This is a genomic window from Streptomyces sp. NBC_01546 (assembly GCF_045208355.1).
Taxonomy (GTDB): domain Bacteria; phylum Actinomycetota; class Actinomycetes; order Streptomycetales; family Streptomycetaceae; genus Streptomyces.
Genome location: NZ_CP109379.1, coordinates 2,672,480 through 2,691,971, shown reverse-complemented (window position 1 = coordinate 2,691,971; position 19,492 = coordinate 2,672,480). Strand labels below are relative to the sequence as shown.

Here is a 19,492-nt window from a genome sequence, read left to right as displayed (position 1 = left end):
CACAACGCCCCCGACCCGAGGAATCGCGACCACCGTGTTCGATACGCTCTCCGACCGCTTGGCGAATACCTTCAAGGGCCTGCGCGGCAAAGGCCGGCTGTCCGAGGCTGACATCGACGCAGCGGCCCGGGAAATCCGTATCGCCCTCCTCGAGGCCGACGTCGCCCTCCCCGTCGTCCGTTCCTTCATCTCGAACGTCAAGGAAAGGGCCCGCGGCGAGGAGGTCAGCAAGGCGCTGAACCCCGGCCAGCAGGTCCTCAAGATCGTCAACGACGAGCTCGTGACGATCCTCGGCGGCGAGACCCGGCGGCTGCGGTTCGCCAAGACCGCCCCCACCGTGATCATGCTGGCCGGCCTCCAGGGTGCCGGTAAGACCACCCTCGCCGGAAAGCTCGGCCTGTGGCTCAAGGGGCAGGGCCACACCCCGCTCCTCGTCGCGTGCGACCTCCAGCGCCCCAACGCCGTCAACCAGCTGGGCGTCGTCGCCGACCGCGCGGGCGTCGCGTTCTACGGCCCGCAGCCCGGCAACGGCGTCGGCGACCCGGTCCAGGTCGCGAAGGACTCCATCGAGTACGCGCGCACCAAGCAGCACGACATCGTCATCGTCGACACCGCCGGCCGCCTCGGCATCGACGCCGAGCTGATGCAGCAGGCCGCGGACATCCGCGACGCCGTCAGCCCCGACGAGATCCTCTTCGTCGTCGACGCCATGATCGGCCAGGACGCGGTCAACACCGCCGAGGCCTTCCGCGACGGCGTCGGCTTCGACGGCGTCGTGCTCTCCAAGCTCGACGGTGACGCCCGGGGCGGTGCCGCGCTCTCCATCGCGCACGTCACCGGCAAGCAGATCATGTTCGCCTCGAACGGCGAGAAGCTCGACGAGTTCGACGCCTTCCACCCGGACCGCATGGCCGGCCGGATCCTCGACATGGGTGACATGCTCACCCTCATCGAGCAGGCCGAGAAGACCTTCTCGCAGGCCGAGGCCGAGAAGATGGCGGCCAAGCTCGCCAAGGGCCCCAAGGAGTTCACGCTCGACGACTTCCTGGCCCAGATGGAGCAGGTCCGCAAGATGGGCTCCATCTCCAAGCTGCTCGGCATGCTCCCCGGCATGGGGCAGATCAAGGACCAGATCAACAACATCGACGAGCGCGACGTGGACCGCACCGCCGCGATCATCAAGTCGATGACCCCGGCCGAGCGCCAGGACCCGACGATCATCAACGGCTCGCGCCGTGCCCGTATCGCCAAGGGCTCCGGCACCGAGGTCAGCGCGGTCAAGTCGCTCGTGGAGCGGTTCTTCGACGCCCGCAAGATGATGTCCCGCATGGCGCAGGGCGGCGGCATGCCGGGCATGCCCGGCATCCCCGGGATGGGCGGCGGCCCCGGCCGGCAGAAGAAGCAGGTCAAGCAGGCCAAGGGCAAGCGCAAGAGCGGCAACCCGATGAAGCGCAAGGAAGAGGAGGCCGCAGCAGCGGCCCGCCGCGAGCAGGGCCCGCAGGCGATCGAGCCCGCGGCCGGCGGCAACCCCTTCGGCCTTCCGGCGGGCGGCGCTCAGCCGGGCGAGGACTTCGACCTTCCGGACGAGTTCAAGAAGTTCATGAAGTAGTACGTACGCGGGTACGCGAACGCTGGGCCCCGGCTGTGTCACACGGCCGGGGCCTTGCCGTTCCTGCGGGGCGATGATCCGGTTTGTCGCTTATGGTCGGCCGGGAGGACGGCATAAGGAGGCGCCCGTGCCCAGCCCCACCCCCGTACCGCCCCGAGACCGGGCCGACACGCCGTGGCGCTCGGAGGGTGCGCCGCCCGCCCCCGCGCCGAAGCGGAAGATGCCGGGCGGCTGGCGCGGGCTGATCCTCGCCGCCCTGATCGTGTACTTGGTGACCAACCTCGTGCTGTCCTTCTTCAACGAGGGCGACGAGCCGACGATCTCGTACACGGAGTTCAGCAAGCAGGTCGCCAACGGCAACGTCTCGAAGATCTACTCCAAGGGCGACGCCATCCAGGGCGAGCTGAAGGCCAAGCAGGCGCTGCCCGACGGGGACAAGGGCGACTACACCAAGTTCGTCACCCAGCGCCCCGCCTTCGCCGACGACGACCTGTGGGCCGACCTCACCAAGCAGAACGTGAACGTGACGGCCTCCCCGGTCGTCGTCCAGCGCAGCTTCCTGGCCAATCTGCTGCTCTCCCTCGCCCCGATGCTGCTCCTGGTCCTCCTGTGGGTGTTCATCGCCCGCCGCATGAGCGGTGCGGGGATGGGCGGCATGGGCGGGCTGGGCCGCAAGGCACCGCCCAAACCCGTGGAGCTGCAGGTGGGCGCCCAGCGCACCACCTTCCAGGACGTGGCGGGCATCGACGAGGTCGCGGGCGAGCTCAACGACGTCGTCGACTTCCTCAAGAACCCGCAGCAGTACCGGGACATGGGCGCCCGGATGCCCCGGGGCGTCCTGCTGTCCGGCCCGCCCGGCACCGGCAAGACCCTGCTCGCGCGGGCGGTCGCGGGTGAGGCAGGGGTGCCGTTCTTCTCCGCCTCGGCCTCGGAGTTCATCGAGATGATCGTCGGCGTGGGCGCTTCCCGGGTGCGCGAACTCTTCTCCGAGGCGCGGAAAGTGGCCCCCGCGATCATCTTCATCGACGAGATCGACACCATCGGCCGGGCGCGCGGCGCGGGCGCCGGCATGGGCGGCCACGACGAACGCGAGCAGACCCTCAACCAGATCCTCACCGAGATGGACGGCTTCTCGGGCTCCGAGGGCGTGGTCGTACTGGCCGCCACCAACCGGGCGGACGTGCTGGACCCGGCCCTGACCCGGCCCGGCCGCTTCGACCGCACCGTGGTCGTCTCCCCGCCCGACCGGGGCGGACGCGAGGCCATCCTGCGCATCCACACCCGCGACATCCCCCTCGCCGAGGACGTGGAACTGACCCAGGTGGCCCGTTCGACCCCCGGCATGACCGGCGCCGAACTCGCCAACCTGGCCAACGAGGCCGCGCTGCTCGCCGTCAAACGGGGACGCAAGGCGGTCACCCAGGCCGATCTGTCCGAGGCGCTGGAGAAGGTCCAGCTGGGCGCCGAGAGGTCCCTGGTCATGCCGGAGGAGGAGCGCCGCCGGACGGCCTACCACGAGAGCGGGCACGCCCTCCTCGGCATGCTCCAGCCGGGCGCCGACCCGGTGCGCAAGGTCACGATCGTCCCCCGCGGCCGCGCGCTCGGCGTCACCCTCTCGACCCCGGACGCCGACCGCTACTCGTACACCGAGCCGTACCTGCGCGGCCGCATCATCGGGGCGCTGGGCGGCATGGCGGCCGAGCACGTGGTCTACGACGTCATCACCACGGGCTCGGAGAGCGACCTGGAACAGGTCACCAGCATCGCCCGCGGCATGGTCGGCCGCTGGGGCATGAGCGAACGCGTCGGCCGCCTCACCGCCATCCCCTCCGACGGCCAGAGCCCCTACGGCCTGTCCGCCGCCCCGGCCACCCTGGACGCGGTGGACCACGAGATGCGGCGGGTTGTGGACGAGTGCTACGAGGACGCCTGCCGACTGCTGCGCGAGAACCGCCCGAAGCTCGACGCCCTGGCCGAGGCACTCCTTGCCGCCGAGACCCTGGACGAACCCGCCGCCTACGCCGCCGCCGGGATCCCGCGCCTGACGAAGGGCCACGACGCGGACTGAAGCGACCCCGTTACGCCATTCGGGCGATCACATACCGGAAGATGTTCGGCAGCCAAACGGCCCCGTCGGGCCGCTCGTACGGGTGAAGGGCGACGGCGAGCTCCTTCTCCGCCAGCACGGGATCGGCCATCCCGAAGGGCGCGGCGTCCGCCACTCCGGTGGAGCCGGTGCCCGCGACGGGGTACAGCCCCGTCGACAACAGCCCGCGCACCGCGCTGTCCACGTCCGCGTAGCCGAACGGGCAGAACACCCGCCCCGACCCGTCCGGACGCAGTCCGGCCCGCTCCACGAGAGCGTCCAGATCCCGCGGCGCGGGCCCGCCGCCCAGCACCGCGGGCACGGTGCACCTCTCCGCCGGGCCCCAGTCGGCCAGCACCACCGCCCCGCCGCGCCGGACCGCGGGCAGGGCCCGCTCCAGCGCCACCGGGTCGGGCGAGAAGGCCAGCAGGGCGTCGTACGGGCGGCCCGCCGACCCCGACGCCGCCGGTGCGGACGGCGGAGTCGCCAGCACCTCCAGGAGCCGCTCGCGGGCCAGCGCCCGCCGCGCCGGATCCGCTTCCACGCCGGTGGCCGCGGCTCCCCGCCCGGCCGCGAGCAGCAGGGGCAGCCCGGCCCCGCAGCCGAGGCCCAGCAGCCGGTCCCCCGGCCCGACCTCCAGCCGGTCGTAGACCGCCTCGTACAGCGGTACCAGCATCCGTTCCTGGATCTCGGCCCAGTCCCGGGCGACGAGCGTCGCGGTCGGCGTCGGTGTCATCGAAAGAGCGCTCCTGATTCCATGTCGCCCCCTTGCCCCCGTTGACAGAGAACTCCCCATCGGCTCCCGCGTCCAGAGGAACGAGCCACCCGATTCACGCTCGGTGCGCCGGGCGCCGTACCATTCGCGCCATGGCAAAGGCACCCGTTCTCACCCCGCAGGCGGAGGATTTCCCCCGCTGGTACCAGGATCTGATCAACAAGGCCGAGCTGGCCGACAACGGTCCGGTCCGCGGCACCATGGTCATCCGACCGTACGGCTACGGCCTGTGGGAGCGGATGCAGCAGGAGATGGACGCGCGGATCAAGGACGCGGGCGCCCAGAACGCCTACTTCCCGCTCTTCATCCCGCAGTCGTACCTGACGAAGGAAGCGGAGCACGTCGAGGGCTTCGCCCCCGAGCTCGCGGTCGTCACGCACGGCGGCGGCAAGGAGCTGGAAGAGCCGGTCGTCGTCCGGCCCACCTCCGAGACGATCATCAACGACTACTTCTCCAAGTGGGTCCAGAGCTACCGCGACCTGCCCCTGCTGATCAACCAGTGGGCCAACGTGGTCCGCTGGGAGATGCGCCCGCGCGTCTTCCTCCGTACGAGCGAGTTCCTCTGGCAGGAGGGCCACACGGCCCACGCCACCTACGAGGAAGCCCGCGACTACGCCGCCCGCATCCACACGGACGTGTACGGCGACTTCATGACGAACGTGCTCGGCATCGACGTCGTGCTCGGCCGCAAGACCGCCAAGGAGCGCTTCGCCGGCGCCATCAACACCCTCACCCTCGAGGGCATGATGGGCGACGGCAAGGCCCTGCAGCTGGGCACGAGCCACGAGCTCGGCACCAACTTCGCCAAGGCCTTCAACACCCAGTACCTGTCGAAGGAAGGCAAGCAGGAGCTCGTCTGGCAGACCTCGTGGGGCGTCTCGACCCGCATGGTCGGCGGCCTGATCATGTCCCACGGCGACGACAACGGCCTGCGCGTCCCGCCGCGCCTCGCGCACGTCCAGGTCGTCGTCATGGCGATCAAGGGCGACGAGGCCGTGGCGAAGGTCCGCGAGCTGGGCGCCCAGCTGAAGGCCGCCGGTCTCCGCGTACACGTCGACGACCGCGTGGACACCCCCTTCGGCCGCCGCGCCGTCGACTGGGAGCTCAAGGGCGTACCGGTCCGCATCGAGATCGGCCCCCGCGACCTGGAGGCCGGCACCGCGATGCTGGCCCGCCGGATCCCGGGCGGCAAGACCCCGGTGCAGATCGACGCGATCGCCGACCTGCTGCCCAAGGTGCTCGACGAGGACCAGGCGCAGCTGCTGCGCGAGTCCCGCGAGCGCCGTGAGGCCCGTACCTCGGACGTCTCGACCATCGAGGAGGCCGCCGAGGCCGCCATCGCCGGTGGCTGGGCGCGGATCCCGTGGGCGGACCTTGGTCCGGAGGGCGAGGCGAAGCTGGCCGAGCAGGCCGTCTCCGTGCGCTGTCTGATCGCCGCCGACGGGTCGGTCCCGGAGTCGGACGACGCCCCCGGTACCCTCGCGATCGTCGCGCGCTCGTACTGAGTAACTCTTAGGCCCCGGCGTGCGGCTCGTGCCGCGCGCCGGGGCTGATGCTTGTCCGTCGACGTTAAGTACCGACTCCTCCTGACATCGACGCACCCGTCCTCCTCAGGACGCATGAGACTGAACTGACTGGTACGTGCAAAAAATTTGGAATGGCCCGGAATCGGAACACCGGGGCACCCCGGCTCGTTGTCACGACGTGAGCACGACACCACCTGTTCTCGCCGCAGAGCTGGCGCAGGCGTGGGCCGACATTCAGCGGTACCACTCCGAGCTGCCTGACCTTGCCGCGCCCGAGTCCCTGATCGGAGAGTCCTCGTCCGCCTGTGGCGCCGAGCTCTCCTTCGAGCGACTGCTGCACGAGGCAGTCCACGGCATCGCCGCCGCCCGGGGTGTCCGCGACACTTCGCGCGCCGGCCGTTACCACAACCGCAGATTCCTCGCGATCGCCGAGGAGATGGGGCTGGACCACTCCGAGGAGCCCCACGCGAGCAGCGGCTTCTCGCTGGTCGCGCTCAATCCGGAGGCCAAGCGACGCTACCGGCCCACCATCGAGCGGCTGCAGCGCGCGCTGAAGGCGCACACGGCCGCCACGGCCGCCGACACCAAGCGCAGTTTCCGCGGACCGGCCGCCCGGCACGGCTCCTCCGGCGGCGGCGTGCGCGTCAAGGCGGTCTGCGACTGCGGGCGCAACGTGCGCGTGGTCCCTTCCGTGCTCGCCCAGGCGCCGATCGTGTGCGGCGGCTGCATGAAGCCCTTCCGCATCCCCGAGGTGGCCGTCGCGGCGGCCTCCTGACCGCCGGGGCCGGCCCCCGCCGACATCCCGGCCGCAGGGCCGCCACTGGGGCGGCGGCCGGGGCTGGGTTCAGCCGCGCCCGCCGGGCGGGGCCGGTGCACCCCGCCCGGCTGAGCGCACCGCAGGCGTATGGCACAATGGCTAGCTGTACTCGACAGTCGCATAGGACCCCTCTCTCCTCCGGCTGACGCGTCCATCGGGCACCCGAGTACCGCAACCCCACGTGGCATCTCATGTGCCCAACCACGTCAAGTTCAGGAGACACCACTCCAGTGGCAGTCAAGATCAAGCTCAAGCGCCTCGGCAAGATTCGCCAGCCGCACTACCGCATCGTCGTCGCCGACGCCCGCACCCGCCGGGATGGTCGCGCGATCGAGGAGATCGGTATCTACCACCCGACCTACAACCCGTCGCGCATCGAGGTCAACGCCGAGCGTGCGCAGTACTGGCTGTCCGTCGGCGCCCAGCCCACCGAGGCTGTGCTCGCCATCCTGAAGCTGACCGGTGACTGGCAGGCCCACAAGGGCCTCCCCGCCCCCGCGCCGCTGCTGCAGCCGGCGACGAAGGAAGACAAGCGTCGCACCTTCGACGAGTTCGCCAAGGCCCTCGAGGGTGGCGACGCCAAGGGCGAGGCCATCACGCAGAAGGCGAAGAAGGCCGACAAGAAGGCGGACGAGGCTGAGGCCGCCGCCGAGTCGACCGAGGCCTGAGCATGCTCGAGGAGGCTCTTGAGCACCTCGTGAAGGGCATTGTGGACAACCCCGACGACGTGCAGGTCGCCTCGCGCAACCTGCGCCGCGGGCAGGTGCTCGAGGTCCGGGTTCACCCCGACGACCTCGGCAAGGTGATCGGCCGCAACGGCCGCACCGCACGTGCTCTGCGCACAGTCGTGGGCGCCATCGGCGGCCGGGGGATCCGCGTCGACCTCGTCGACGTGGACCAGGTCCGCTGAGACCCGGTTCGCCAGCAGCGTGAATCACCGGCACGGGCCGGGGAGGGCATACGTGCCCGCCCCGGCCCGTCGTCGTCTGAACAGGAGAGCACAGTGGAGTTGGTAGTCGCGCGGATCGGCCGCGCCCACGGCATCAAGGGTGAGGTCACCGTCGAGGTGCGCACCGACGAGCCGGAACTGCGGCTCAGTCCCGGCGCCGTGCTCAAGACGGAGCCCGTGACGGCAGGACCGCTGACCATCGAGACGGGCCGGGTGCACAGCGGAAGGCTGATGCTCCGCTTCGCCGGCGTCAAGGACCGCACCGGCGCCGAGGCGCTGCGCAACATCCTGCTGATCGCCGAGGTGGACCCGGCGGAGCTCCCCGAGGAGCCCGACGAGTACTACGACCACCAGCTGATGGATCTGGACGTGGTCCTCGAGGACGGCACCGAGATCGGCCGGATCACCGAGATCTCCCACCTGCCCTCGCAGGACCTCTTCATCGTCGAGCGGCCGGACGGCTCCGAGGTGATGATCCCCTTCGTCGAGGAGATCGTCGCCGAGATCGACCTCGAGGAGCAGCGCTGCGTCATCACCCCGCCGCCCGGGCTGATCGACGAGCGCGAAGCCGTCATCGACTCGACCCGTGACGAGGACGGGGAAGACGCCTGATGCGTCTCGACGTCGTCACGATCTTCCCCGAGTACCTGGAACCGCTGAACGTCTCCCTCGTCGGCAAGGCCCGCGCCCGCGGCCAGCTCGACGTACACGTCCATGACCTGCGGGACTGGACGTACGACCGCCACAACACGGTGGACGACACCCCGTACGGCGGCGGACCCGGCATGGTCATGAAGACCGATCCGTGGGGCGAGGCCCTGGACGCGGCGCTGGCCGACGGCTACGAGGCGGGCGCGCACGGGCCCGTCATGGTCGTTCCCACCCCCAGCGGCCGCCCCTTCACCCAGGAACTCGCCGTCGAACTCTCCGAGCGGCCCTGGCTGATCTTCACCCCGGCCCGCTACGAGGGCATCGACCGCCGTGTCATGGACGAGTACGCGACGCGCATGCCGGTGTACGAGGTCTCCATCGGGGACTACGTCCTGGCGGGCGGCGAGGCCGCCGTCCTGGTCGTCACCGAGGCGGTGGCCCGGCTGCTCCCCGGGGTGCTCGGCAACGCCGAATCGCACCGCGACGACTCCTTCGCCCCCGGCGAGATGGCCAACCTGCTGGAGGGGCCCGTCTACACCAAGCCCCCCGAGTGGCGCGGCCGGGGCATTCCGGAGGTGCTGCTCAGCGGCCACCACGGGAAGATCGCCCGCTGGCGCCGGGACGAGGCCTTCCGCCGTACCGCCCGCAACCGCCCGGACCTGATCGAGCGCTGCGAGGCCTCCGCCTTCGACAAGAAGGACCGGGAGATCCTCTCCGTACTGGGCTGGAAGCCGTCGGACGACGGCCGATTTTGGCTCCGGCCGCAGACCGTGGAAGAATAGGCGGCTGCTGTGTGCTCGCGGACGCCCCTGCCACAGGGGGACCGTCGTCCGCCGAGTCCCACGGCTCCCGAATTCTCTACGGAAACCCGCACCGGCGACCTGTGGCGTCGTGCGAAGAAAGCAGACGAAGAACATGTCTCACCTGCTCGATGGCGTCAACGCCGCCGCGCTCCGCTCGGACGTCCCGGCCTTCCGCCCGGGTGACACGATCAACGTGCACGTCCGCGTGATCGAGGGCAACCGCTCCCGTATCCAGCAGTTCAAGGGTGTCGTCATCCGTCGCCAGGGCGCCGGTGTCTCCGAGACCTTCACCGTTCGCAAGGTCTCCTTCAGCGTCGGCGTGGAGCGTACCTTCCCGGTCCACTCCCCGATCTTCGAGAAGATCGAGCTCGTCACCCGCGGTGACGTGCGCCGCGCCAAGCTGTACTACCTCCGTGAGCTCCGCGGCAAGGCCGCGAAGATCAAGGAGAAGCGCGACAACTGAGGTCCCCTCCGGGGTCCCGGGGCGGCCGGATAGGCTCGCCCCCGATGGACACCGAAGCACCTCACACGCAGCGCGGCCACTCTTCCCCCGACGAGGGGGAGGGGCGGTCGCGTTTCGCGTTTTCGAAGACCGGCCGGTCGGCGCGGTCGCGGCATGCCTGGCGGCTGACGTGGCGGCGAGCCGGAGTGCTCGGTGTGATCTGCACCGTCTTCCTGCTGTTGCTCAGCAATTTCGTGGTGCAGCCCTTCCTGATCCCCAGCCGCTCGATGGAGCCGACGCTCAAGGTCGGCGACCGGGTGCTGGTCGACAAGCTGGCGTACCGTTTCGGCGACCAGCCGCGCCGCGGTGACCTGGTGGTCTTCGACGGCACCGGGTCCTTCGTACGGGAACGCCCCGCGGGCCATCCGATCGGCGAGCTGCTGCACGGAGCGGCCTCCGCGCTCGGGCTCGCGGAGCCCGCCGACACCGACTTCGTCAAGCGGGTCGTGGGCGTCGGCGGCGACGACGTGGTGTGCTGCGATGCCGGGGGACGCATCGAGGTCAACGGCGTCCCGCTGGAGGAGCCGTACCTCTACCCGGGCGACGCGCCCTCGAAGGTGCCCTTCCGGATCGTCGTCCCCCTTGGGACCCTGTGGGTGATGGGTGATCATCGGTCCCAGTCCCGGGATTCGCGGGACCACCTGGGGGAACCGGGCGGGGGGATGGTGCCGGTGGAGAAGGTGATCGGGCGGGCCGAATGGATCGGCTGGCCCCTCTCGCGCTGGGGCACGGCCGGCGGCGGGCATGGGTAGCCGCGGGCGGCCGCGCGGCGGGCGGGAGCCCGAGCGCAGACCCGAGCCGGAGCCGGAACCCGTCGTGCCGGAGGGCGGCCGGGCCGAGCGGCGCCGGCTGGCCCGCCGGGTGCGGCGGCGCCGCCGCACGCGCCGGGCCGGTGAGCTGCCCCTGCTGGTGGTCGTGGCGCTGTGCATCGCGCTGCTCCTCAAGACCTTCCTGGTGCAGGCCTTCTTCATCCCGTCGGGTTCGATGGAGCAGACCATCCAGATCGGCGACCGGGTGCTGGTGGACAAGCTGACCCCGTGGTTCGGCTCCAAGGTCGAGCGCGGCGACGTCGTCGTGTTCAAGGACCCCGGCGGCTGGCTCAAGGGCGAGGTCGCCCGGCCGGCCTCGGACCCGGTCGGCGTCAAGCAGGTCAAGCAGACCCTCACCTTCATCGGACTGCTGCCCTCCGCGGACGAGCAGGATCTGATCAAGCGCGTCATCGGCGTCGGCGGGGACACCGTCCAGTGCTGTGACGCCCGGGGGCGGGTCACCGTCAACGGCTCGCCGCTCGATGAGCCGTACGTGAACCCGGGCAACGCGCCCTCGGAGATCCGCTTCGAGGTGCGGGTGCCGGCGGGCCGGCTCTTCGTGATGGGCGACCACCGGGCGAACTCGGCCGACTCCCGCTACCACCTCGACGAGGCCTTCGAGGGCACCATCGACGAGAACGGGGTTGTGGGCGAGGCCGTGGTCATCGCCTGGCCGTTCGGGCACTGGCGTCGGCTGGAGACCCCCGCGACCTTCCGGATGGTGCCCGATCAGGCGCGACGCGAGGCACACGGGCGTCGTCGGCGCCGACGGGGCACTCCGTTCGCATAGTGTGTCCTGGGTCTCCCGCGCCTTAGGGAACTCCCGCTCGTTAAGGGAGGGGAGGGCCCGTGTCCGATGTCGGAGCGGGCGGCGAATCCGAGTGAGGAGTGGATGTGGGGGACGTGGCGGTAGGCGCACGATCCGGACGCGATGAAGGCGAGGAGCGGCCGGACGACGCCATCAAGCACGAGGCCGAGGCCGAGGACGACGGCGGTGGCAAGGCGCGCCCGCACCGCTCGTTCTGGAAGGAGCTTCCGCTCCTGGTCGGTATCGCGCTGCTGCTGGCCCTGCTGATCAAGACCTTCCTCGTGCAGGCGTTCTCGATCCCGTCCGACTCGATGCAGAACACCCTGCAGCGCGGGGACCGGGTGCTGGTGGACAAGCTGACCCCGTGGTTCGGCTCCGAGCCCGAGCGGGGCGAGGTCGTCGTCTTCCACGATCCGGCGAACTGGCTCTCCGGAGAGCCCACCCCCGAGCCGAACCTCGCCCAGCAGATCCTCAGCAAGATCGGCCTGATGCCGGACGCCGCCGAGAAGGACCTGATCAAGCGGACCATCGCCATCGGCGGGGACACGGTCGAGTGCAAGAAGGGCGGTCCGGTCGTCGTCAACGGCAAGGCCCTCGACGAGCCGTACATCTTCCCCGGCAACACCGCGTGCGACGACGCCCCCTTCGGTCCCCTCAAGGTGCCCAAGGGCAAGATCTGGGTGATGGGCGACCACCGGCAGAACTCCCAGGACTCCCGCTACCACATGCAGGACTCCACCGAGGGCTTCGTGCCCGTCGACAAGGTCGTCGGGCGGGCCGTCGTGATCGCATGGCCGATCACCCGCTGGTCCACCCTGCCGGTCCCCGACACCTTCGACCAGCCGGGCATCGGCAACCAGGCCGCGGCGACCGCGCTCGGCCTCGGCGCCGCCGGGCTGGCGCCGGTCGGGCTGGCTCCGGCCGCGCTGGGGCTCACGGGCGCTGTGCCGCTCGTCATGTGGCGGCGGCGGAGGCTGACCTCGGGCCGTACCGCCGGGTAGGGTGCCGCCCAGGTCGACGATCTCCGACGTGGGGGCGCTGCAATGGGCGGAACACAGGCAATACGCAGTGGCAAGGACGGCCACGGTGGTCTCGGCAACGTGTTGTCGGGCATCGCCGTGGCCGTCGGCTTTGCGCTCTTCCTCGGCGGTTTCGTGTGGGGGGCGCTCGTCTATCAGCCCTACACCGTGCCCACCGACTCGATGATGCCCACGGTGCTGCCCGGGGACCGGGTGCTGGCCCAGCGCATCGACGGCGGCGAGGTGCGCCGTGGGGACGTGGTCATCTTCACTGATTCCATGTGGAGCGATTCGCCCATGGTCAAGCGGGTCGTCGGCATCGGCGGCGACACCGTGAAGTGCTGCGGCGCGGGCGGCGAGCTGACCGTGAACGGCACGGCCCTCGACGAGCCGTACGCCGACAACACCAAGCCCGACTCGGGCCTGGCGATGCCGCCCGGGCAGGCCCCGGCCCCCGGGACCCCCTTCGAGGTGACCGTTCCCGAGGGGAACCTTTTCCTGCTCGGCGACCGCCGGGCCGCCTCCCTCGACTCCCGGGCCCACCTCCAGGAGGCCGGGCAGGGCACCGTGCCCCGGTCGACCGTCAGCGCCCGCGTCGACGCCGTGGCCTGGCCCTCCACGGCGATGCTGGAGCGGCCGCGGACCTACGCGGCGCTGCCCGGCGGAATCTCCAAGCCCGGGCCGCTGCGGCTCCAGCTCGCGAGCGTGGTGGCCGGCGCCGCGCTGGTGGTCCTGGGCGCCGCCTACGGGCCTCTCGCACGGGTTCTGGGGCGCGGGCGGCGGCGGGAGCCGGCCGGTGTCCACTGACCCGGCACAGGCCCCGGCCCCCGGCCCCCGCAAGGTGTCGCGGGTGATCCTGCTGGACCCGGCGGACCGGATCCTGCTGCTGCACGGCTTCGAACCGGCGGACCCCGCGGACGACTGGTGGTTCACCCCGGGCGGCGGGCTGGAGGGCGACGAGAGCCGGGAGCAGGCGGCGCTCCGGGAACTGGCGGAGGAGACGGGGATCACAGAGGTCGATTTGGGGCCTGTGCTGTGGCACCGGTACTGCTCCTTCCCCTTCGACGGGCGCCGCTGGGAGCAGGACGAGTGGTACTTCCTGGCCCGAACCGCCCAGACGGAGATCGAGCCGGCCGGGCTCACCGAGCTGGAGCGGCGCAGCGTCACCGGAGCCAGGTGGTGGACCTCCGAGGAACTTCTCTCGGCACGTGAGACGGTGTACCCGACCAGACTCGCCGAGCTGCTCCGTACGCTGCTCGACGACGGTCCTCCGGGTGCGCCGGTGGTCCTGGCCCCGGAAATCGTTTAGGGGCGCATGGGCCTGGCGCACAATAGGGGGACGCACGGCTGAAGGGGAACATGCCATGAGTGCCGAGGACCTCGAAAAGTACGAGACCGAGATGGAGCTGAAGCTCTATCGGGAGTACCGCGACGTCGTCGGGCTGTTCAAGTACGTGATCGAGACCGAACGCCGTTTCTACCTCACCAACGACTACGAGATGCAGGTGCACTCGGTCCAGGGGGAGGTCTTCTTCGAGGTCTCCATGGCCGATGCCTGGGTGTGGGACATGTACCGGCCGGCCCGGTTCGTGAAGCAGGTGAGGGTGCTGACGTTCAAGGACGTGAACATCGAGGAGCTCAACAAGAGCGACCTGGAACTGCCGGGCAGCTGAGTTCCCCCGCCGGGTTTCGCCGGGCTTCCGCCGCTGGGTTTCCGCCGCCGGGTTTCTCCACCGTACGGGTGACCGGGTTATCCACAACGGCGGAGTTGTCCACCAAGATCCACAGGGTGGGCGGGGGCGCGGGATCGTCGGTACCGGAGGTGGTGCCGGATGAACGCGAAGGGCGTGGCACAGCAGGCATTGGGGCGGTACGGCGAGGAGCTCGCCGCGCGGCGGCTGGCCGAGGCCGGGATGACCGTGATCGCGCGGAACTGGCGGTGCCGCGGCGGGGAGATCGACATCGTCGCCCGGGACGGTGACGCCCTCGTCGTGTGCGAGGTGAAGACCCGCCGGGCCGGGGACTTCGAACATCCCATGGCCGCCGTGCGGCCCGGCAAGGCCGAGCGCTTACGCACGCTCGCCGGGCGCTGGCTCGCCGACCACGGCGGACCGCCGCCGGGCGGGGTGCGCATCGACCTGGTCGGAGTCCTGCTGCCACGGCGCGGTGCGCCCGTGGTGGAGCACGTCAGGGGGGTGGCGTGATGGGATTCGCCCGAGCCTGCTCGGTGGCCCTGGTGGGCGTCGACGGCGTGGTGGTGGAGGTCCAGGCCGACCTGGAGCCCGGGGTCGCGGCCTTCACCCTCGTGGGACTGCCGGACAAGACCCTGGTCGAAAGCCGGGACCGGGTGCGGGCCGCCGTGGTCAACTCGGGTGCGGCGTGGCCGCAGAAGAAGCTCACCGTCGGGCTCAGCCCCGCCTCCGTACCGAAGTCCGGAGCGGGATTCGACCTGGCCGTTGCGGCCGCCGTGCTCGGCGCCGCCGAAGTGGTCGACCCGGGCGTGATCGCCGACCTCGTGCTCATCGGGGAACTGGGCCTGGACGGCCGGGTACGGCCGGTCCGGGGTGTCCTGCCCGCGGTCCTCGCCGCGGCGGAGGCCGGATACCGGCAGGTGGTGGTGCCGCAGCAGTGCGCCGCCGAGGCCACGCTCGTGCCGGACGTCTCGGTGCTCGGGGTACGCAGCCTGCGCCAGCTGATCGCGGTTCTGACCGACGGGGCGGTCCCCGAGGAGGAACCTCCCGACCCGCCGGGCCGCCCCGACCCGATACTGGCGGGCCTGATCCTCCCCGGTGCGGGCCTGGGCACCGGGATCGCGGGGGCCGCCGGCGGCTGGGACGGGCTGGATCTCGCCGACGTCGCCGGGCAGCGACCCGCCCGGCGGAGCCTGGAGGTCGCCGCGGCCGGCGGCCATCACCTCTTGCTGAGCGGCCCGCCCGGCGCGGGCAAGACCCTGCTGGCCGAGCGGCTGCCGGGCATCATGCCGCCGCTCACGCGACAGGAGTCCCTCGAGGTCACGGCCGTGCACTCGGTCGCGGGAATCCTCCCGCCGGGCGAGCCCCTGGTGACCGTTCCGCCGTACTGCGCACCACACCACTCGGCGACCATGCAGGCCCTGGTCGGCGGCGGGAGCGGGCTGCCGAGACCCGGAGCGGTGTCGCTGGCCCACAAAGGGGTGCTCTTCCTCGACGAAGCACCGGAGTTCCGCCCCCAAGTGCTGGACGCGCTGAGGCAACCCCTCGAGTCGGGGCACATCGTGGTGGCCCGGGCTGCGGGAGTGGTGCGCCTGCCGGCCCGGTTCCTGATGGTGCTCGCGGCCAACCCCTGTCCCTGCGGGCGGCACACCCTGCACGGCGCGGGCTGTGACTGCGCGCCCTCGTCGATCAGGCGGTACCAGGCGCGGCTGTCGGGTCCCCTGCTGGACCGCGTGGACCTGCGCATCGAGGTCGAACCCGTCAGCCGGTCCGACCTGCTCGGGCACGGCGGACGGGGCGAGAGCAGCGCCACCGTGGCCGAGCGGGTCGCCCTGGCCCGGGCCCGGGCGGCCCACCGCCTCGACGACACCCCCTGGCGGATCAACAGCGAGGTCCCCGGGCGGGAACTGCGCACGCGGTGGCAGCCCGACCCCGGGGCGCTGGCGCAGGCCGAGCGGGATCTGGAGCGGGGGGTGCTCACCGCGCGCGGGCTGGACCGGGTGCTGAGAGTGGCCTGGACCGTGGCGGACCTGGCGGGCCGGGGCCGTCCCAGCGCCCTCGACGTGGCCGTGGCGCTGGAGCTGCGCACGGGCATCGCACGAGGCGTTCCGCTCATGACGGGGGAGCGGTCATGACGCCCGAGCTGCTGGCGAGGGCGGCGTTGACCCGGGTCCTGGAACCCGGGGAGGAGCGGGGCGGGCGCTGGCTGCGGGAGTACGGCGCGGTGGGGCTGATACGGATGCTGACCGGGCCCGAGGCGGAGGTGGAGGCTCCGGCCGGGGTCGGGGGCGAGCGGCTGGCCGGGTACCGCAGACGGGCCGCGCTGGCCGACCCCCGGCGGGACCTGGCGCTGGCCGCCGAGTCGGGGGGCCGGTTCGTGTGCCCGGGGTCGCCGGAGTGGCCCACCCAGCTCGACGACCTCGGCGATGCCCGGCCCGTCGGGCTGTGGCTGCGGGGCCGGCCGAACCTGCGGACCTGGGCGCTGCGTTCGGTCGCCGTGGTCGGGGCCCGGGCCTGTACCCCGTACGGGGCGCACATGGCCCAGATCCTGGCCGCCGGGCTCGCCGAACGGGGCTGGGTCGTCGTCTCCGGAGCCGCGTACGGGATCGACGGAGCCGCCCACCGCGGGGCCCTCGCCTCGGGCGGCGCCACCGCGGCGGTCCTGGCCTGCGGGGTGGACGTCGCCTACCCCCGCGGACACGCCGGACTCCTCGGCCGGATCGCCGGCCAGGGACTGGTCCTGGGGGAGCTGGCGCCCGGGAGTCACCCGACCCCGAGCCGGTTCGTCCTGCGCAACCGGGTCATCGCCGCCCTCACCCGGGGCACGGTCGTGGTGGAGGCCGCCCACCGCAGCGGTTCGCTGGTGACCGCCCGGCGGGCCCAGGAGCTCGGGAGGTTCACGATGGGCGTCCCCGGGCCCGCCACCAGCGGGCTCTCGGCCGGGGTGCACGAACTGCTGCGGGGCGAGGCCGTACTCGTCACCGACGCGGCGGAGGTGGTCGAACTCGTCGGCTCCATCGGCGAGCTGGCCCCCGAGCGGCGCGGGCCCGTGCTCGCCCGGGACCTGTTGGACCCGGAGACCAACCGGGTGCTCGAAGCGCTCCCGGCCGGCCGCCCGGTCCAAGTGGAGGAATTGGCACTTGCCTCCGGCAACGGCACCGATGAAGTCATCGGCAGACTGTACGAACTTCACTCTCTGGGGTTCGTCGAACGGCAGGGCGAGGGCTGGCAGTTGACCGGACAAACGCCTGGAGGCGGCACACAAACCGGAGCCACCCGGCGAGGCGGTCGTTGACCTGGGGCGTTCCGGTGAAAGAGTGAAACCGATGAGAGACGCGGTCCTCCCGGTGGCAGTCGCCGGGACCGTGCGCCAGGCGCCGGTCCCGGGTCGCCCGCGCGAGCCGGGTCGCCCGTGCGCCCCCGCGCCATCCCGTACTCTTCGCGCACCGCGACACTTCCGTCACGCTACGCTCCCAAGGAATCCGGCTCCGGCAAAGGCGAAGCATGCCCCAGCACACCTCAGGGTCCGACCGCGCTGCGGTGCCCCCCGCTGCCCGCGGCAGTGTGCGGTCCACCGCGCCCTCGTCCCTGGAGGTGCTCTGGCGCTCGTACAAGGACTCCGGTGACGAGCGGCTGCGGGAGCAGCTGATCCTGCACTACTCGCCGCTGGTCAAGTACGTGGCCGGCCGCGTCAGCGTGGGGCTGCCGCCCAATGTGGAGCAGGCCGACTTCGTCTCCTCCGGGGTCTTCGGACTGATCGACGCCATCGAGAAGTTCGACATCGACCGGTCGATCAAGTTCGAGACGTACGCGATCACCCGGATCCGCGGGGCGATGATCGACGAGCTGCGGGCGCTGGACTGGATCCCGCGATCGGTGCGGCAGAAGGCGCGGGCCGTGGAGCGGGCCTACGCCACGCTCGAGGCCCAGCTGAGGCGCACTCCGACGGAGAGCGAGGTCGCCGGGGAGATGGGCATCGGGGTGGAGGACCTCCACACGGTCTTCAGCCAGTTGTCCCTGGCCAACGTGGTCGCCCTGGAGGAGCTGCTGCACGTCGGCGGGGAGGGCGGCGACCGCCTCTCGCTGATGGACACCCTGGAGGACACGGCCGCCGACAACCCCGTGGAGGTGGCGGAGGACAGGGAGCTGCGGCGCCTGCTGGCCCGGGCCATCAACACGCTTCCCGAGCGCGAGAAGACGGTGGTCACCCTCTACTACTACGAGGGGCTCACGCTGGCCGAGATCGGCAACGTGCTGGGCGTCACCGAGAGCCGGGTCAGCCAGATCCACACCAAGTCCGTGCTGCAACTGCGGGCGAAGCTCGCCGATGTGGGGCGGTGAGCTTGCGGCACCTCCGTAGAGTGGAGACGTGCCCAGGATTCGAGCGGCCTCCGTGGCCGAGCACCGGTCGATGCAGCGCGGCGCCCTGTTGGACGCCGCGCGTTCCCTGCTGTCCGAAGGCGGGACGGAATCGCTGACCTTCCCCGCCCTCGCGGAGCGGACCGGGCTCGCCCGGTCCTCCGTGTACGAGTACTTCCGCTCCCGTGCGGCCGTGGTCGAAGAGCTGTGCGCGGTGGACTTCCCCGTCTGGGCCGCCGAGATCGAGGCGGCCATGGAGCAGGCCGAGTCGCCCGAGGCGAAGATCGAGGCCTACGTGCGGAGCCAGCTCGGACTGGTGGGCGACCGGCGGCACCGGGCGGTGGTCGCCATCTCCGCGAGCGAGCTGGACGCCGGGGCGCGGGAGAAGATCCGCGCGGCCCACGGCGGGCTGGTCGCGATGATCGTCGAGGCGCTGAGCTCTCTGGGGCAGGCGGAGCCGAGGCTGGCCGCCATGCTGCTGCAAGGGGTCGTGGACGCCGCCGTCCGGCGGATCGAGCTCGGTGCCGCCGAGGACCCGGCCGTCGTCACGGAAACGGCCGTCGCCATGGCGCTGCGGGGCGTCCGGGGCTGAGGCCGGCGGCGGAGCCGGCCATCGGCAGCAGGCGGGGTGCCGGGCGGGGGAGCAGGGCGAGTGGGTTGAGGTAAGCCTCGCCCGCGAGCAGGCCCCAGTGGAGGCACGGTTCCGGGCAGTGGGAGCCCTCGGTCAGGACCGCCACGACCTGGCCCGCCGTGACCTGCTCGCCCTCCGCGACCAGGGCGCGGACCGGCTCGTAGGTGGTGCGCAGGCCGTTCGGCAGCGCGAGCGAGAGGACCCCGCGGCCGGCGACCATGCCCGCGTAGTGGACCCGGCCAGCCGCCACGGCGCGGAGCTCCGCGCCCACCGGCGCCGACAGGTCCACCCCGCGGTGGCCGGCCGCGTACGGGGTCGGGGGCGGGTCCCACCAGCGCGCCACCGAGAGGGGCGGGGGCAGCGGCCGGACCCCGAGGACGGGGCCGAAGGACGTCTGGACCAGGGCCAGCAGCAGGCTGAGCAGCAGTGTCGTCATGGCGCACAGCGTCCCGTGCCG

The 19,492-nt window shown here is 71.7% G+C and carries 22 protein-coding genes; 20 read left to right on the top strand and 2 right to left on the bottom strand.

Annotated elements, in window-relative coordinates:
• Window positions 1-34: 34 nt before the first annotated feature.
• Together ffh and ftsH are read left to right on the top strand one after the other, a co-directional pair.
• Complete coding sequence (gene ffh, locus OHA89_RS11880) at window positions 35-1,609, top strand: signal recognition particle protein (RefSeq protein ID WP_215150448.1); 1,575 nt, start codon at window positions 35-37, stop codon at window positions 1,607-1,609.
• A 127-nt stretch (window positions 1,610-1,736) separates the two neighbouring features.
• Window positions 1,737-3,677 (top strand): ATP-dependent zinc metalloprotease FtsH, encoded by a 1,941-nt coding sequence (gene ftsH, locus OHA89_RS11875; protein WP_257553990.1) that lies wholly within the window; start codon window positions 1,737-1,739, stop codon window positions 3,675-3,677.
• Window positions 3,678-3,687: 10 nt separating this feature from the next.
• Here the strand turns inward: ftsH and OHA89_RS11870 are convergent, their stop codons facing one another.
• On the bottom strand, window positions 3,688-4,431 hold the full coding sequence (locus OHA89_RS11870) for a methyltransferase type 11 (protein ID WP_406366119.1): 744 nt from the start codon (window positions 4,429-4,431) through the stop codon (window positions 3,688-3,690).
• 131 nt (window positions 4,432-4,562) lie between these two features.
• Between OHA89_RS11870 and proS the strand changes: the two genes are divergently transcribed.
• The 18 genes from proS to OHA89_RS11780 all read left to right on the top strand — a co-directional run bounded on the left by proS (window position 4,563) and on the right by OHA89_RS11780 (window position 18,996).
• The gene (gene proS, locus OHA89_RS11865) at window positions 4,563-5,975 is read left to right on the top strand and encodes a proline--tRNA ligase (protein ID WP_215150442.1); all 1,413 of its coding nucleotides are present in this window, start codon (window positions 4,563-4,565) and stop codon (window positions 5,973-5,975) included.
• A 199-nt stretch (window positions 5,976-6,174) separates the two neighbouring features.
• Window positions 6,175-6,771, top strand: a complete 597-nt coding sequence (locus OHA89_RS11860; RefSeq protein ID WP_069922136.1) for a hypothetical protein — start codon at window positions 6,175-6,177, stop codon at window positions 6,769-6,771.
• Window positions 6,772-7,043: 272 nt separating this feature from the next.
• Window positions 7,044-7,481: a 30S ribosomal protein S16 gene (gene rpsP / locus OHA89_RS11855; protein WP_215150440.1), complete on the top strand. Its 438-nt coding sequence runs from the start codon at window positions 7,044-7,046 to the stop codon at window positions 7,479-7,481.
• A gap of 2 nt (window positions 7,482-7,483) precedes the next feature.
• Window positions 7,484-7,723, top strand: coding sequence for an RNA-binding protein (locus tag OHA89_RS11850; RefSeq protein ID WP_007266827.1), 240 nt, complete (start codon window positions 7,484-7,486; stop codon window positions 7,721-7,723).
• Window positions 7,724-7,816: 93 nt separating this feature from the next.
• A complete protein-coding gene (rimM, locus tag OHA89_RS11845) occupies window positions 7,817-8,374 on the top strand; it encodes a ribosome maturation factor RimM (RefSeq protein ID WP_215150438.1) in 558 nt (185 codons plus the stop codon).
• On the top strand, window positions 8,374-9,195 hold the full coding sequence (trmD, locus tag OHA89_RS11840; RefSeq protein ID WP_257553986.1) for a tRNA (guanosine(37)-N1)-methyltransferase TrmD: 822 nt from the start codon (window positions 8,374-8,376) through the stop codon (window positions 9,193-9,195). Before rimM ends, trmD begins: the two co-directional genes overlap by 1 nt.
• A gap of 133 nt (window positions 9,196-9,328) precedes the next feature.
• Window positions 9,329-9,679, top strand: a complete 351-nt coding sequence (rplS, locus tag OHA89_RS11835) for a 50S ribosomal protein L19 (protein ID WP_073911044.1) — start codon at window positions 9,329-9,331, stop codon at window positions 9,677-9,679.
• Between the two features lie 44 nt (window positions 9,680-9,723).
• Window positions 9,724-10,470 (top strand): signal peptidase I, encoded by a 747-nt coding sequence (gene lepB, locus OHA89_RS11830; protein ID WP_257553985.1) that lies wholly within the window; start codon window positions 9,724-9,726, stop codon window positions 10,468-10,470.
• Complete coding sequence (lepB, locus tag OHA89_RS11825) at window positions 10,463-11,317, top strand: signal peptidase I (protein WP_406366114.1); 855 nt, start codon at window positions 10,463-10,465, stop codon at window positions 11,315-11,317. Before lepB (OHA89_RS11830) ends, lepB (OHA89_RS11825) begins: the two co-directional genes overlap by 8 nt.
• Before the next feature lie 113 nt (window positions 11,318-11,430).
• A complete protein-coding gene (gene lepB, locus OHA89_RS11820; RefSeq protein ID WP_266615369.1) occupies window positions 11,431-12,336 on the top strand; it encodes a signal peptidase I in 906 nt (301 codons plus the stop codon).
• A 42-nt stretch (window positions 12,337-12,378) separates the two neighbouring features.
• Window positions 12,379-13,161: a signal peptidase I gene (gene lepB / locus OHA89_RS11815; RefSeq protein WP_266614730.1), complete on the top strand. Its 783-nt coding sequence runs from the start codon at window positions 12,379-12,381 to the stop codon at window positions 13,159-13,161.
• A complete protein-coding gene (locus OHA89_RS11810) occupies window positions 13,151-13,663 on the top strand; it encodes an NUDIX hydrolase (protein WP_257553982.1) in 513 nt (170 codons plus the stop codon). The genes lepB (OHA89_RS11815) and OHA89_RS11810 overlap by 11 nt, the downstream gene beginning before the upstream one ends.
• 55 nt (window positions 13,664-13,718) lie before the next feature.
• On the top strand, window positions 13,719-14,027 hold the full coding sequence (locus OHA89_RS11805; protein ID WP_005311352.1) for a DUF2469 domain-containing protein: 309 nt from the start codon (window positions 13,719-13,721) through the stop codon (window positions 14,025-14,027).
• A gap of 159 nt (window positions 14,028-14,186) precedes the next feature.
• Complete coding sequence (locus tag OHA89_RS11800; protein WP_215145233.1) at window positions 14,187-14,558, top strand: YraN family protein; 372 nt, start codon at window positions 14,187-14,189, stop codon at window positions 14,556-14,558.
• Window positions 14,558-16,180: a YifB family Mg chelatase-like AAA ATPase gene (locus OHA89_RS11795; protein ID WP_266614727.1), complete on the top strand. Its 1,623-nt coding sequence runs from the start codon at window positions 14,558-14,560 to the stop codon at window positions 16,178-16,180. Before OHA89_RS11800 ends, OHA89_RS11795 begins: the two co-directional genes overlap by 1 nt.
• Window positions 16,177-17,340, top strand: a complete 1,164-nt coding sequence (dprA, locus tag OHA89_RS11790; protein WP_266614725.1) for a DNA-processing protein DprA — start codon at window positions 16,177-16,179, stop codon at window positions 17,338-17,340. Before OHA89_RS11795 ends, dprA begins: the two co-directional genes overlap by 4 nt.
• A 209-nt stretch (window positions 17,341-17,549) precedes the next feature.
• Window positions 17,550-18,386: an RNA polymerase sigma factor WhiG gene (whiG, locus tag OHA89_RS11785; RefSeq protein WP_215145239.1), complete on the top strand. Its 837-nt coding sequence runs from the start codon at window positions 17,550-17,552 to the stop codon at window positions 18,384-18,386.
• A gap of 52 nt (window positions 18,387-18,438) precedes the next feature.
• Window positions 18,439-18,996, top strand: a complete 558-nt coding sequence (locus OHA89_RS11780; protein WP_266615367.1) for a TetR/AcrR family transcriptional regulator — start codon at window positions 18,439-18,441, stop codon at window positions 18,994-18,996.
• Here OHA89_RS11780 and OHA89_RS11775 read toward each other — a convergent pair.
• Entirely contained in the window at window positions 18,950-19,471 is a 522-nt protein-coding gene (locus OHA89_RS11775) for a M23 family metallopeptidase (RefSeq protein WP_266614723.1), read from the bottom strand. The two genes, OHA89_RS11780 and OHA89_RS11775, sit on opposite strands and share 47 nt — an antisense overlap.
• Window positions 19,472-19,492: the final 21 nt, after the last annotated feature.